Source organism: Nonomuraea sp. NPDC050451, from assembly GCF_044458585.1.
In genome coordinates this window covers 67,949-81,246 of sequence record NZ_JBITHZ010000040.1, presented here as the reverse complement: position 1 = coordinate 81,246, position 13,298 = coordinate 67,949, and the positions used below count along the sequence as shown (strand labels likewise).

10 protein-coding genes are annotated in these 13,298 nt (G+C 71.7%); 6 read left to right on the top strand and 4 right to left on the bottom strand.

Going from position 1 to position 13,298, the window contains the following annotated elements; genetic code table 11:
• The first annotated feature begins 73 nt into the window (after positions 1–73).
• The 3 genes from ACIBI9_RS56690 to ACIBI9_RS56680 are packed head-to-tail and all read left to right on the top strand — an operon-like array spanning position 74 to position 3,326.
• Entirely contained in the window at positions 74–985 is a 912-nt protein-coding gene (locus ACIBI9_RS56690; RefSeq protein ID WP_397235737.1) for an ATP-binding cassette domain-containing protein, read from the top strand.
• The gene (locus ACIBI9_RS56685; protein WP_397235736.1) at positions 982–1,743 is read left to right on the top strand and encodes an ABC transporter permease; all 762 of its coding nucleotides are present in this window, start codon (positions 982–984) and stop codon (positions 1,741–1,743) included. Before ACIBI9_RS56690 ends, ACIBI9_RS56685 begins: the two co-directional genes overlap by 4 nt.
• Entirely contained in the window at positions 1,740–3,326 is a 1,587-nt protein-coding gene (locus ACIBI9_RS56680; protein ID WP_397235735.1) for a CocE/NonD family hydrolase, read from the top strand. Before ACIBI9_RS56685 ends, ACIBI9_RS56680 begins: the two co-directional genes overlap by 4 nt.
• Here ACIBI9_RS56680 and ACIBI9_RS56675 read toward each other — a convergent pair.
• Both ACIBI9_RS56675 and ACIBI9_RS56670 read right to left on the bottom strand, forming a co-directional pair.
• The gene (locus tag ACIBI9_RS56675; RefSeq protein WP_397235734.1) at positions 3,299–6,370 is read right to left on the bottom strand and encodes a BTAD domain-containing putative transcriptional regulator; all 3,072 of its coding nucleotides are present in this window, start codon (positions 6,368–6,370) and stop codon (positions 3,299–3,301) included. The two genes, ACIBI9_RS56680 and ACIBI9_RS56675, sit on opposite strands and share 28 nt — an antisense overlap.
• A 220-nt stretch (positions 6,371–6,590) precedes the next feature.
• Positions 6,591–7,982, bottom strand: a complete 1,392-nt coding sequence (locus tag ACIBI9_RS56670; RefSeq protein ID WP_397235732.1) for a cellulase family glycosylhydrolase — start codon at positions 7,980–7,982, stop codon at positions 6,591–6,593.
• Between the two features lie 297 nt (positions 7,983–8,279).
• On the opposite strand from ACIBI9_RS56670, the gene ACIBI9_RS56665 reads away from it, so the two are divergent.
• From ACIBI9_RS56665 to ACIBI9_RS56655, 3 genes are all read left to right on the top strand, one after another.
• A complete protein-coding gene (locus ACIBI9_RS56665) occupies positions 8,280–9,488 on the top strand; it encodes a serine hydrolase domain-containing protein (protein ID WP_397235731.1) in 1,209 nt (402 codons plus the stop codon).
• Between the two features lie 33 nt (positions 9,489–9,521).
• Entirely contained in the window at positions 9,522–10,172 is a 651-nt protein-coding gene (leuE, locus tag ACIBI9_RS56660; RefSeq protein WP_397235730.1) for a leucine efflux protein LeuE, read from the top strand.
• Between the two features lie 213 nt (positions 10,173–10,385).
• Positions 10,386–11,027, top strand: coding sequence for a VC0807 family protein (locus ACIBI9_RS56655; protein ID WP_397235729.1), 642 nt, complete (start codon positions 10,386–10,388; stop codon positions 11,025–11,027).
• Here the strand turns inward: ACIBI9_RS56655 and ACIBI9_RS56650 are convergent.
• The gene (locus tag ACIBI9_RS56650; RefSeq protein WP_397235728.1) at positions 10,935–11,876 is read right to left on the bottom strand and encodes a hypothetical protein; all 942 of its coding nucleotides are present in this window, start codon (positions 11,874–11,876) and stop codon (positions 10,935–10,937) included. The genes ACIBI9_RS56655 and ACIBI9_RS56650 overlap by 93 nt on opposite strands.
• A complete protein-coding gene (locus ACIBI9_RS56645) occupies positions 11,869–13,068 on the bottom strand; it encodes a sensor histidine kinase (protein ID WP_397235727.1) in 1,200 nt (399 codons plus the stop codon). Before ACIBI9_RS56645 ends, ACIBI9_RS56650 begins: the two co-directional genes overlap by 8 nt.
• Between the last annotated feature and the right edge of the window lie 230 nt (positions 13,069–13,298).

The following is a 13,298-nucleotide window of genomic DNA, read 5'->3' as shown; positions in this document are numbered from 1 at the left end:
TTACGGACATGCACCATCCCCCTGACAGGTCGATGCCAGGCGGATGCCAGCGGGCCCGTACACCGTTGGGGACATGAAGTACGCGATCGAAGCCGAAGGGCTCGTCAAGAGATACGGCGACAAGAGCGCGCTCGACGGCGTCGACCTGGCGGCGCGGACCGGCTCCGTGCTCGGCGTGCTGGGCCCGAACGGCGCGGGCAAGACCACGGCGGTGCGCGTCCTGGCCACCCTGGCCCTCCCTGACGCGGGCCGCGCCCTGGTCGGCGGGTACGACGTCACCCGCCAGGCCGCCAAGGTCCGCGAGCTGATCGGCCTGACCGGCCAGTACGCCTCGGTGGACGAGAAGCTGACCGGCACCCAGAACCTGCTGCTGGTGGGCCGCCTGCTCGGCCTGTCACGGCCGGCGGCCAGAGCCAGGGCCAAGGAGCTGCTGGCCCGCTTCGGCCTGGAGGAGGCGGCCGACCGCGCGGCGAGCGGCTACTCGGGCGGCATGCGCCGCCGCCTCGACCTGGCCGTCAGCCTGGTGAGCCGCCCGCGGATCCTGTTCCTCGACGAGCCGACCACCGGCCTGGACCCCCATGCCCGCGGCGAGCTGTGGGAGGTCGTCAGGGAGCTGACCGCCGACGGCGTGACCGTGCTGCTGACCACGCAGTACCTGGAGGAGGCCGACCAGCTCGCCGACGACCTGCTGGTCATCGACCGGGGCCGGGTCGCGGCGTCCGGCACGCCCGCGGAGCTCAAGGCGCTGGCGGGCGGGCACCGGCTCGACGTGCGGCCGCTGCGCGCCGCCGACCTGGAGAAGGCCGAGACCGTCCTCGGCGCGAAGGCCGCCGACGGCGTGGTCAGCGTCCCGGTGCACGACCTCTCGGTGCCGCCCGCCCTGCTGCGGGACCTGGACGACGCGGGCATCGTGCTCGCCGAGCACGCCCTGCGCCTGCCCTCCCTCGACGACGTCTTCCTCACCCTGACCGGAGACCACCGATGACCACCGCGCTTTCCCAGGGCCTCACGCTGGCCTGGCGCAGCCTGATCCCCCTGAAGAACCATCCCGGCCAGCTTTTCGGCCTGCTCTTCCAGCCCGTTTTCATGATCGTTATCTTCGTGTACCTGTTCGGCGGGGCGGCCGGCGGCGACCGGGCGGGCGCGGTGGCGTACATGCTGCCCGGCGTGCTCGTCCAGGTGGCGCTGATGTCGACGATCACCACCGGCATGAACCTGGCCACCGACATCGGCAACGGCGTGTTCGACCGGTTCAGGACCATGCCGATCGCCAGGTCCGCGCCGCTGGCGGGCCGCATCCTGGCGGACCTGCTCACGCTGCTGATCACCATCGTGATGTCGATGGTCGTCGGGTACGCCGTCGGCTTCCGCGTCACGACCGGCCCGCTGAGCGCGCTGACCGGGCTCGGGCTGGTGCTGCTGCTGGCCATGGCGCTGAGCTGGGGCTCGGCCTGGATCGGGCTGGTGGCCAAGTCCGTCACGTCCATGCAGGGGATGGCGACGGCCGTCCTGCTGCCGCTCACGTTCGGCAGCAGCGCCTTCGTCCCCGCCACCGACATGCCCGGCTGGCTGAGCTGGTGGATGGGCGTCAACCCCGTCTCCCACCTGGCCGGCGCCCTGCGCGGGCTGCTGACCGGCGGACTGCACGCCTCCGACGTGTGGATCACGCTCGGGTGGACCGCCGCCCTGCTCGTCCTCTTCGCCCCCCTTGCCCTTCGTGCTTACAACAGGAGAGTCCGATGATCGAGACCACTGAGACCATGACCACCCGTGACGGCGCCGAGCTGGTGGCGACGCTGTGGCGGCCGGCCGAGAGCGGGCGCTTCCCCGTGCTGCTGTCGCGCACCCCGTACGGCCGGGGCGTGGTGGGCCCCGGGTACCACCTCGACGTGCCCCGCCTGGTGGCGGCCGGGTATGCGGTCGCCATCCAGGACGTCCGCGGCACCGGCGCCTCGCAGGGCGAGTTCCGGTTCATCAGCGGCGAGGCGGCCGACGGCTACGACGCGGTCCGGTGGGCGGCGACCGCGCCCTGGTCCGACGGAAATGTCGGGATGTATGGAGACTCGTACCTGGCGATCACCCAGCTCCTCGCGGCCCAGGAGCGCCCCGAGGGCCTGAAGGCCATCGCGCCGCACGTCTCTCCCGCGGGCCTGTACGAGTGCGTCTACCAGCCGGGCGGCGTCCCCAACCTCAACATCATCCTCACCGTCAGCGCGATGGTGCTGGCCGTGGACGAGCTGGACCGCAGGATCGCGCTCGGCACGGCCACGGAGGAGGACAAGGGCAGGTACCTGGCGGCCATCGGCCTGCCCCACGGGCTCGAGGAGCGCCTGAGGGAGCTGTCGGAGCGGCTGCCGCTGAGCGACCAGCCGCTGCTGGCCGACCTGGTGCCGTTCTACTCGGTGTGGATGGACACCCCCGACCCCCTCGACCCGCTCTGGCGGGACGGGGTCGTCCGGCACCGCGACATCGAGGTGCCCGCGCTGGTCAGCACCGGCTGGTACGACTACTTCCGCGACGGCTCCATCGAGCACTTCGAGCGGCTGGGCGGCGAGTCCCGGCTGATCGTGGGCCCGTGGACGCACTTCACGTACGAGCGGGACATCTGCGGGCGCGACTACGGCGACCAGGCGAGCCAGGAGGCCATCGACTGGACCGGGGTGCACCTCGACTGGTTCGACCACTGGCTGCGCGGAGCGCCGCTGCGCGACCGGGCGAAGGTGAAGATCTTCGTGATGGGCGACGACGCGTGGCGCGAGGAGGACGGCTGGCCCGTCCGGCGGGCCAGGCCCGTGCCGTACCACCTGGGCGTCGACGGCGGGCTCGGCACGACGCCCGGGGAGGGCGGGGCGGCCGAGTTCGTCAGTGACCCCGGCGATCCGGTGCCGACGGTCGGCGGCGCGGTCATGACGTTCGACGCGTTCGGACCGCTCGACCAGCGGCCGCTCGACGGGCGCGGCGACGTCCTGCGCCACCGGACCGCGCCCCTCACCGAGCGGGTGGAGGTGAGCGGCCCGGTCGAGCTGGTCGCGCGGGTCTCCTCGACCGCCGCGAGCGCCGACGTGACCGCCAAGCTGATCGACGTCCACCCCGACGGGCGGGCCGAGCTGCTGACCGACGGCATCGCCAGGCTGACGGGCCTGGTGCCCGGCGAGGTGCGCGAGGTGACGGTGCGGCTGGGCGCGATCTCGAACGCCTTCCTGCCCGGGCACCGGATCAGGATCGACGTGGCGGGCTCCAACTTCCCCCGATTCGGGCGGAACCTGGAGAAGGGCACCACCACGCTGCATGGCCCCTCCTACGTCGTGCTGCCGACCATCCCGTAGACCTCCTGCCTGGACATGGCCGCGCCCTTGGCGAAGCACGCGTCGTAGTGCTCGTCACCGAGCGCGGCCCTGGCCGTCCGCGCGCCCTCCATGGTGTCGGGCGAGACGTCGTGCGGCTCGACCGCCGCCGACGCCCCGAACAGCACGGCCGCCCGCTCCTGATCGCCCGCCACCTGCGCGGTCAGCGCGAACCCGGCCAGCACCTGCGACAGCAACGGCCGGTCCGGGCTGGACGTGCCGAGCACTTCGAGGGCCAGGCGGTGCTGTTCGAGGCCGGCGTCCAGGTCGCCGCCGCGGGCCAGCGCCCGGCCGTACGCGGTCCTGAGCGCGGCGGCCAGCTGCACCATCGGCGGGGCCTCGGCGAGCACGGGGAACAGCCCGCGGTAGATCTCCAGGCCCCGGTCCAGATCGCCCAGGTGGCAGGCGTGCGCGGCCTCGGCCAGGCCGAGCAGCAGCCGCGTGTACGCCGTGGTCTCCCCGTCGATGTTCGCCCTGGCCCTGGCCAGGTCCTCGCGCGCGCCGTCCAGGTCGCCGGTCCGCAGCCGCAGCTCCGCCAGCCGGAGCAGCGTCGAGATCGCCTCGTCCGAGCCGACCCAGCGGCTGGTCAGCGACCAGGTCTCGGCGATCAGGTCGTCCGTCGGCGCGCCCCGGGCGGCCCGCACCTCGGCCAGGCCCAGCAGCGCCTCGGTCAGCCCCCACCGGTCCCCGAGCTTCCTGAACCCGGCCACCGACTGCTCCAGCCGCTCCTCGCTGCGCATCCGGCCGCCGACCATGAGGGCGGAGCTGGACAACCAGAGGTCGTCGCTGCCGATGTACTCCTCGATCAGCTCGGCGGCGCGGTCGTCGTCCCCTGCGGCGGCGGCCATGACGGCCCTGCTGAGCCTGATCATGGGATGCAGCGACCCCTCCCGCTCGGCCCGCTCGATGAGCCGGTCCATCAGCTCCGACAGCGCCAGCATGGCGGGCCGGTCGTTGACGATCGTGCCGAACTTGTCCACGCCGTACGCGAACATGCACGCCGTGTACGCCTCGGCCAGCCCGGCGGGCGGATCGTCACCCACCAGCTCCATCACCTGCGTGGCCCAGGTCGCGCTCTCCTTCCGGTAGCCGGTCATCCACCAGTACCAGTTCAAGGCCGCGCACAGCCGCAGCGCCGACCCGACGTCCCGCTCGTCGATGACGTACCGCAGGGCCGCGGCGAAGTCGTCGCGCTCGGGGGACAGCCGCTCGATCCAGGCGATCTGCGCGGCCGTCCGCAGCTCGGGCACCGCGCGTTCGGCCAGGTCCAGCAGGTACGCCGCGTGCCGCCGCCGGTAGTCGCCGACCTCGCCCGCCTCCGCCAGCCGTTCGAGCGCGTAGGCGCGGATGGTCTCCAGCATCGAGTAGCGGCCCTCGGCCGAGACCTGGACCAGCGACTTGTCGGCCAGCGCGCCCAGCACGTCCGCCGCTCCCCCGCAGACCGACTCGACGGCCTCCAGCGTCGCGCCGCCCGCGAACACGCCCAGCCGCCTGGCCAGCACCCGCTCCTGCTCGCCCAGGAGCTCCCAGCTCCACTCCACGACCGCTCTGAGCGTCTGCTGGCGCGGCAGCGCGGTCCTGCTGCCGCCGGTGAGCAGCTTGAACCGGTCGTCGATGCGGTCGGCGAGCTGCCTCGGCGTCATGGTGCGCAGCCGGGCCGCGGCCAGCTCGATGGCCAGCGGCATGCCGTCCAGCCTGCGGCAGAGCGCCACCACGGAGGCCACGTTCCCGCCGTCGACGGCGAACCCCGGCCGGGCGGCCCCGGCCCGGTCGAGCAGCAGCCGGACCGACGGGTACGCCCCCGCCTGCTCGGCGCTCGCCCCCACGGGCGGCGGCTCCAGCGGCGGGACGGGAGCGAGGTGCTCACCCGGCACGTTGAGCGGCTCCCTGCTGGTGGCCAGCACCCTCAGGTCCTGGCATTCCGTCAGCAGCCGCTCGGCCAGCTCGGCGGCGGCGTCGACGAGGTGCTCGCAGTTGTCCAGGACGAGCAGCGCGGGGCGGCCCGCGAGGGCCTCGGCCACCTGCTCCACCGGGCCCGTCCCATCGGCGGGCAGGCGGTACGGCGGGCGGTCGTCGCGCAGGCCGAGCGCGTCGAGCACGGCGCCTGGGACGTCGGCGGGGTCGCTGACCGGGGCCAGCTGGACCATCCAGACCGCCTCGGCCGACCGGAGTGCCACCTCCGTGGCCAGCCTGGTCTTGCCCGCGCCGCCGGGGCCGACGAGCGTGACGATCCTGGCCCGGGCGAGGAGGGTGCCCAGCTGGTCCAGCTCGGCCTCGCGGCCGATGAAGCTGGTCCGCGGGGTCCGTACGTTGCCCCGCTGCCTGACCTGGGCCGTCGGGACCGCAGGGCGTACCGGGACATCTCCCGACAGGACGGCCAGATGGGCGGCGCGCAGCTCGGGCCCGGGATCGACGCCGAGCTCGTGGGCGAGCGTGCGGCGGGTGCGCTCGAACAGCTCCAGCGCCTCCGCCTGCCGCCCCTCCGCGGCCAGCGCCCGCATGGCCAGCGCGCCCAGCCGCTCGCGCAGCGGGTGCGCGGCGACCTCCGACATCAGATCCACCGGCGCGCCCGCCGCCAGCCCGGCCTCGGCGCGGGCCTCGACGGCGGCCAGCCGGTCCTGCTCCAGGGCGGCGGCCGCGTTCGCCAGGAGCGGCACGGAGGTCAGATCGGCCAGCGCCGGGCCCCGCCAGAGCTCCAGCCCGTCCCCTTGTGCCGCCGTCCGCCTGAACCGCAGGGCGTCCACGTCGTCGGGATCCACGGCCAGCGCGTAGCCGCCCGGCCTGCTCTCCACCACCTCGTACGGGCGAAGCGCCACCCGCAGCCGCCTGACCAGCGTCTGGAGCGCGTTGGCCGCGTTGGCGGGCGGGTCGTCCGGCCAGAGGGCGTCGATCAGCCGCTCGGTCGTGACGGTACGGCCGGCTTCGAGCGCCAGCACGGCCAGGAGCGCCCGCAGCCGGAACCCACCGACCGCGATCGGTCCCCCGTCGCCCTCGACCTCCAGGGGCCCGAGAATGCAAATCCGCACATGTCACATCCTGCCCTGCCCCTCCTCGGCCGTGCGCCGCCGCCGGGCCGCGCGCCCGCCACGCACGGCGGCCGGCGTGGGGTGCCCAGGGTCGGGGGATGCCCGTGAGGCGCCGCGCCTCGGCCGCATCCCCTCCCAGTGTCCGGAGGAGGGATGCGTCGATGGGGTGGAAAGGGCCAGCCAGGGTCCGGGAGGACCCTGGCTGGATCGATAAGGCGGGTTAGAAGTCGTCGGGGGTGCGGATGCGGTCGCGGATCCAGACCCCGGCGGGCTTGAGGCGGGAGGTGCCGGCGAAGGGGCCGTTCGGGCAGGTGCCCTCGGTGAAGACGGCGCCCGAGCGGAAGTCGTCCGAGTAGTTCCAGTTCACCCAGCTGATCTTCTTCTGCGCCAGAAGGTCGAGGTACTGCTGCGACCGCGTGAAGTTGTTCGACCCGTCCCCGGAGGCCGTCTGGGTGCCGAACTCCGTGACGAAGATCGGGATGCGATCGGCGGCCCTGGACAGGGTGTTGAGGTATTCGCTGCCGTGCGAGGCCGCGTAGAAGTGGAACGTGTACATGATGTTGGCGGCGTTGACCGGGTTGCTGACGATCTCGGACTCGGTCGCCCCGTCGGACACGCCCAGCGACGACCAGGCGCGGGTGCCGACCAGGATCGGGGTCTCCGGGTCGTACTGCCTGATCACCGGGATGAGCTGGTTGGCGTAGTTCCTGATGGTGGACCAGGAGACGCCGTTGGGCTCGTTGGCGATCTCGTAGAGCAGGTTGTTCTTGCCGTTGTGCCGCTGGGCGATCTCGGTGAAGAACGTCTTGGCCCGCGACAGGTTGTAGTTGGGGTCACCCGGGTCGAGCATGTGCCAGTCGACGATGGCGTACATGCCGCGGGCGGTGGCCTGCTCGATCAGGTTGTGCACCCGGTCGGTGAACAGCCGGGGGTTGGTCTCGTACCCGTCTTCCTGGATGTACATGGAGATGCGCAGGACGTCGGCCTTCCAGTCGTTGGCCAGCGCGTCCAGGGAGGCGGTGTTGAGGCACTGGGAGTACCACTGCAGGCCGTGGCTGCTCATGCCGCGCAGCTGGATCTGCTTGCCGTGCTCGTTGCACAGCTTGACCCCGCACACCTGCAGTTGCCCGTTGGCCTGGACGGGCGTGCCGGTGCTGGAGGGCGTGCCGAGGACCAGGCGGTCGAGGTTCGGGCCGCCGTTGGCGGTGGTGGCGGTGGCGCGGACGGTGTTGGTCCCGGCGTTGAGGGTGGTGGTGACCGTGGCCTCCTGCCAGGTGGTCCAGGCGCCGGTGCCGGGGAAGTCCTTTGTGGTCGCGGTGCCGTTCACGGCGATGGCCATCGGACGATTCGTGGTGGTGCCGTTGGCGTACCTCAGGGTGAGGGTGGCGGGGCCGGCGGTGGTGGCGTCGACGGCGAACTCGACGTACGAGCCGGTGGTGTTGTCGTAGTTGACGAACCCGGTGCCGCTGTAGCCGGCGTGGTTCGACTCGACCACGCCCTGGGAGATGGTGGCGTTCTCGGCCTCGTACGTGGTCGCGGCCTGGGCCGGGGCTGCTTGCAAGGAGGCGGCGACGATCGCGGCGATGGCGGCGAGCCGCACGGATCGATGCATGGGGGTGAGCTCCTCACTCGTTCATTAGGAAACCTTACTAACGAGTATGGGGAAGCGTAGATCGGACCTCCACCGGAGGACAAGACCCAAATTGACGCGAACAGTCAAAGGGCGCGGTCCACGCGGCCACCCCTAGCCGCGCGAACCGCGCCCATCTCGAACGGCGAACCCACGGACAGCAGCGCCGCCAGCCCCGGCACATCAGCGAGCCCGCCCAGATTCCATAGTAAACAAATAGGTATTGAGGGGTAAAGTCCAAAGGCTTACAGGGTCTGCCTTTCGTGATGGATTCGGGAAATGAGCGTGCAGGGCACTTGCGATCCCCGGTTCTCCCAGGTCGCGGAGGAGTTCGAGGGCAACCTCGCCGGCCGCGGCGAGGTGGGCGCGTCGGTGTGCGTGATCGTCGACGGCGAGGTGGTCGCCGACCTGTGGGGCGGCCAGGCTGCGCCCGGCGTCCCGTGGCAGAGCGGCACCATCGGGCACGTCTGGTCGTGCACCAAGGGCGCGACAGCGCTCTGCGCCCACATCCTGGCCTCGCGGGGCGAGCTCGACCTCGACGCCCCGGTCACGCGCTACTGGCCGGAGTACGGCGCCAACGGCAAGGGCGGGACGCTCGTCCGGCACCTGCTCGCCCACCAGGCCGGCCTTCCCGCGCTGCGCGAGAAGCTGCCGCCCGGCGCGTTCTACGACTGGAAGCTGATGGCCGACAGGCTCGCGGGCGAGGAGCCGTTCTGGGAGCCGGGCACCAGGCACGGGTACCACGCGCTCACGTTCGGCTACCTGGTCGGGGAGGTCGTGCGGCGGGTGAGCGGGCGCTCGCTCGGGACGTTCTTCCGCGAGGAGGTCGCGGAGCCGCTGGGCCTGGAGTTCTGGCTGGGGCTCCCGGAGGAGTACGAGCACAGGGTCGCGCCGACGATCCCCGCCGACCCGCCCGGGACGCCGCCGTCCTTCTACGTCAAGGCGTTCACGGACCCGGCCTCGATCCCCGCGCTGCTGCTGGCGAACGAGGGCGGCTACATGGCGCCCGGCGAGTCGGACAGCCGGGCGGCGCACGCGGCCGAGTTCGGGGCCATCGGGGCGATGACGAACGCCCGGGGCCTGGCCGGGATGTACCGGCCGCTGTCGCTGGGCGGCGGCGAACTGGTCACCGGGGAGCACCTGGTCCACATGTCGATCACCGCCTCGGCGGGCACCGACGCGGTGCTGGCGGTGCCGTCGCGGTTCTCGCTCGGCTTCGTGAAGGCGGCGGACAACCGGCACCTGCCGCCCGCCGACCAGGAGGGCGCGCTCCTGTCGACGACCGCGTTCGGCCACGTGGGCATGGGCGGATCCGTCGGGTTCTGCGACCCGGCGGCACGCCTGGCGTTCGGCTACTCGATGAACAAGCAGGGCATCGGCCTCGGGATCAACGCGCGCGGCCAGGCGCTGGTGGACGCGACGTACCGGGCGCTCGGCTACAGGCAGGTATACGGCGGGATCTGGTACGCACCGGGCGAGATATCGTGATGTGCGGTTGGTCCTCCCCCTGGAGTAAGACGCATGTTCTTCGGCATCACTGATTTCTGGGCCTACGTCGTCGGCGCCTTCCTGATCATTCTTCTGCCCGGCCCCAACTCCCTGTACGTCCTCAGCTTCGCCGCCCAGAACGGCGTCCGCCAGGGCTACCGCGCCGCGGCAGGCGTCTTCATCGGCGACACCGTGCTGATGTTCCTGGCCGCCGCCGGCGCCGCGTCCCTGCTCCGCTCCAACCCGCTGCTCTTCACGATCGTCAAGTACGCGGGCGCCGGCTACCTGGCGTGGATGGGCTTCCAGATGATCAGGGGCGCCTGGCGATCGCGGAAGCCGACCGGGGAGGAGGACAAGCCGCAGGCCAGGATGGAGCGCCAGCCGCACCCGTTCCGCAAGGCCCTGCTGATCAGCCTGCTGAACCCGAAGGCCATCCTCTTCTTCGTCTCGTTCTTCATCGCGTTCGTCGACCCGGGCTACACGACTCCCGCGCTGTCGTTCCTCATCCTGGGCGCGGTCATTCAGGTGTTCAGCTTCCTCTATCTGACGGCGCTGATCTTCAGCGGAACGTTCCTGGCCAATCAGTTCCGCCGGCACAGGAAGCTCAGCGCCGGTCTGACCTCCGGAGTCGGCGCCCTGTTCCTCGGATTCGGCGCGAAGCTCGCCACCTCGTCACTCGGTTGAAAGCCTGCCGTAAGACCTCGCTGTTTTCGTGGAAACAGATGGAACGCGTCAAAAGAGGCAGTCGCATCACCTCTCCTCGGGTACGGTAAGCCACCGGCGTGCTTCCCGGGACGCGGGTGATGCCGTACTGGTTACGGCGAGCGGTCCATCTGGAAAGCCTTGTCCCCCGAAGCCCGGGTAGACGCTGATCGTCGGCCTATCTGCGGAGCAGCCTTGAACCATCCCCCAGTCCACCTTCCACGCCTGACCGCACTCGCCCGGCAGGCGGCCCCCCGGCTGCTCGAAGGCGTCGTGGCGCCGCTGGCGGTGTTCTATCTGGCCATGATGGTCCTCGGGTTCAAGGGGGCGCTCATCGCCACCGTCGCCTGGGTCTACATCGGGGTGGGGTGGCGGCTGATCAGGCGGGTCAAGGTGCCCGCGACCATGTTCCTGGCGGCGTTCGCGATCACGGTCCGCGCGCTCGTGGCGTTCTGGACCGGCACGTGGATGTGGTTCTTCATCCAGCCGGAGATGGGCACGATCTGCATCAGCATGGCGTTCCTCGCCTCCGTCCGGCTCAACAGGCCGCTCGTGCAGAAGCTCACGCTCGACTACATCCATCTGCCGTCGGCGGTGCTCAAGCACGAGCGGGTCCGCAGGTTCTTCGCCAGGATCACGCTGCTGTGGGCGTTCGTGCTGCTCATGAACTCGACGCTCAGCATCGCCCTGGCCGTCCACGAGTACGTGGCCGGTTCGCTCGGCGGGTTCATGGTGCTGAGGACGTCAGCGGTGGCCGTGATCAGCGGGCTGGCGATCGCGTTCTCCATCTTCGCCTTCAAGCGGGTGCTCCGCCGGCTGCACGTCGCCCACACCTGACCGTTCGGTCAGCAGGAACGCCCCGCATATCCCCATGACCAGCCCCGTCAGCATGCCGAACAGCTCGGTCAGCTCCGCCCCCGGCGCGCCCAGCGGCGCCCGTACGGAGCTGATGATCATCACGTAGAGCCCGCCGCTGAACAGGGAGCCGGAGCCGAGCCAGGCCGCCACCAGCGGCGCCCAGAACGGGCCGCGCCCGCGCCGCCGGACCACCAGCACGAGCGCGACGGCCCCGGCGACGGCCAGCAGGCCCTCGACGCGGTCCTGCAGGCCCCCGGCGAGCTTGACCGCTCCGAGCGGCCCGGCCACCAGCAGCGCGCCCCAGGCCACCACCGTCTGGAACGACCGGGTCGGGCCGGCGAAGGCGTGATCGATCCGGGTGGTGAAGGCGCCCGGCCACCGGTCGCGCGAGTAGAGCACGAAGGCCGTCATGAGACCGACGCCCTGCACGACGAACCCGCCGTAGACCATCATGTAGATCCACGGCTCGATGGCCCCGCCGGTCTCGAAGACCGCCAGCCCTCCGGTCAGCACCATGATCGGTGCCGTGACGGTCACCACTGCCAGCAGGCCGGTGCCCACCCAGAGCGGGAGCAGCACGAGCCAGGCCGGCAGCCGCCGCCCCCACCGCATGGTGAACGCCAGCGCCAGCACCAGCCCGACGGCTTCCATGCCGAACGTCATCGTGTTGAGCCCGATCATCGCCGGGTCGTTCATGAAGGCCGGATCGGCGACCCCGACCGGGTGTCCCGTCAGCCAGAGCGTCTTCAGCGTGAGGTACGGCAGCATCGCGGCGATCGCGATGATCGCGGCGGTGACGCGGCCTATCCCCGGTCTGCGTTCAGTCATGCTCCGAGCGTCGCCCGGCGGGCCGTCGATTCCCTCCCGAGGCGTGGGGATCCCGCTCCCCCGCGTGGGGGATGCTCACGTCCAGCTCGAAGCCGTCGCCGACCGGGCCGGCGGTCAGGGTGCCCCCTGCCAGCCGTACGCGCTCGCGCAGGCCCGCCAGCCCCAGCCCGCCGGGCAGCGCGAGGGACCGGGCGCGTGGCCGGCCGCTGCGCACGGTGACGCGCTCCGGCGAGACCCGTATCCCGACCGGGGCCCCGGGGGCGTGCTTGGCCGCGTTCGTGATCCCTTCCTGGACCACCGCGTGCGCCAGGTCGGGCACGGGTCCCGGCACCAGGTCCAGGGTGATCGGCATGCCGGAGTCCCTGGCCCGCCGTACCAGCTCGGTCACGTCCTCGTTCACGGGTGACAGCGGGGCCGCGTCGGAGTCCTCGCGCAGCAGCCCGATGATCTGGCGCAGCCGGTCCGTGGCGTCGGCCGCCGCCAGCCGCAGCTCCCCCGCCGCCCTGACCTGCGTCTCGCTCAGCCCTGGGGCCATCTCCAGCCCGGCCGCCCGCACCGCGATCAGGGCCAGGTCGTGGCCGAGTGAGTCGTGCATCTGCCGCGCGATCCTGGCCCGCTCGCGCAGCCGCGCCTGCGCCTCGGCGGCCAGCCTCGCCTGCGTGCGTCCCTGCAGCAGCCTGTGCCTGAGCAGCCCCAGCAGGTACGGCACGACGTACGTGCCGAGCAGCGCGGTCACCATGGACACCCACAGGGCGAGGTCGCCGCCCTTGGCCAGCACCACGCCCACGCCGACGGCCGAGATCAGGCAGAACGCCGCAAGCGCGGGCCAGAGCGCGGTCAGGCGCCGGCCGGTGAGGTAGGCGTACCAGATGATGAACGGCGAGCTGGCCAGCAGCGGCAGGATCTTCACGTTGCGCCTGGGCAGCAGCCAGCTCAGGTCCACGGTCGCGAACCCCTCGCTGAACTGCCACGGCCCCAGCGGCAACAGCAGCACCAGCGCGGCCAGCGGCCAGCGGCGGCCCACCAGCACCGCGACCGCGGTCAGCCCGATCCTGGGCAGGCTCACCACCGCGAAGCCGGCCGGATCCACCAGCGGGTCGGGGCCCATGGCCGTCACGAAGATGCCGAGCACGGCCCAGAGCAGCAGGTCGTAGACCACCTGGCGGCGGCTCTCCCGGCGAAGACGTCTCACCGCACCGACGGTAGCCGCTGCCCGCGCCCGCGGATGCCGCCGGAAGTCAGCCGGCGACCCTGACGAAAGTCAGGGTAGGGCGGCGTCCACTGTCGCGGTAGAGCTAGCCCCACCCCGAAAGCGCCTACCTCCACTCCTGTTTCCGCCTGCGGAAACCGGTTTGATCGATGGTGTCACCCGGAGGTCGGAACCGAGCCCCCGACGAAAGTAGGGGGTGGTGCGTGCCGATC

Coding starts and splice junctions, on each gene's coding strand:
- ACIBI9_RS56690 (WP_397235737.1), top strand. CDS start 74: ATGAAGTACGCGATCGAAGCCGAAGGGCTCGTCAAGAGATACGGCGAC.
- ACIBI9_RS56685 (WP_397235736.1), top strand. CDS start 982: ATGACCACCGCGCTTTCCCAGGGCCTCACGCTGGCCTGGCGCAGCCTG.
- ACIBI9_RS56680 (WP_397235735.1), top strand. CDS start 1,740: ATGATCGAGACCACTGAGACCATGACCACCCGTGACGGCGCCGAGCTG.
- ACIBI9_RS56670 (WP_397235732.1), bottom strand. CDS start 7,982: ATGCATCGATCCGTGCGGCTCGCCGCCATCGCCGCGATCGTCGCCGCC.
- ACIBI9_RS56665 (WP_397235731.1), top strand. CDS start 8,280: ATGAGCGTGCAGGGCACTTGCGATCCCCGGTTCTCCCAGGTCGCGGAG.
- leuE (WP_397235730.1), top strand. CDS start 9,522: ATGTTCTTCGGCATCACTGATTTCTGGGCCTACGTCGTCGGCGCCTTC.
- ACIBI9_RS56650 (WP_397235728.1), bottom strand. CDS start 11,876: ATGACTGAACGCAGACCGGGGATAGGCCGCGTCACCGCCGCGATCATC.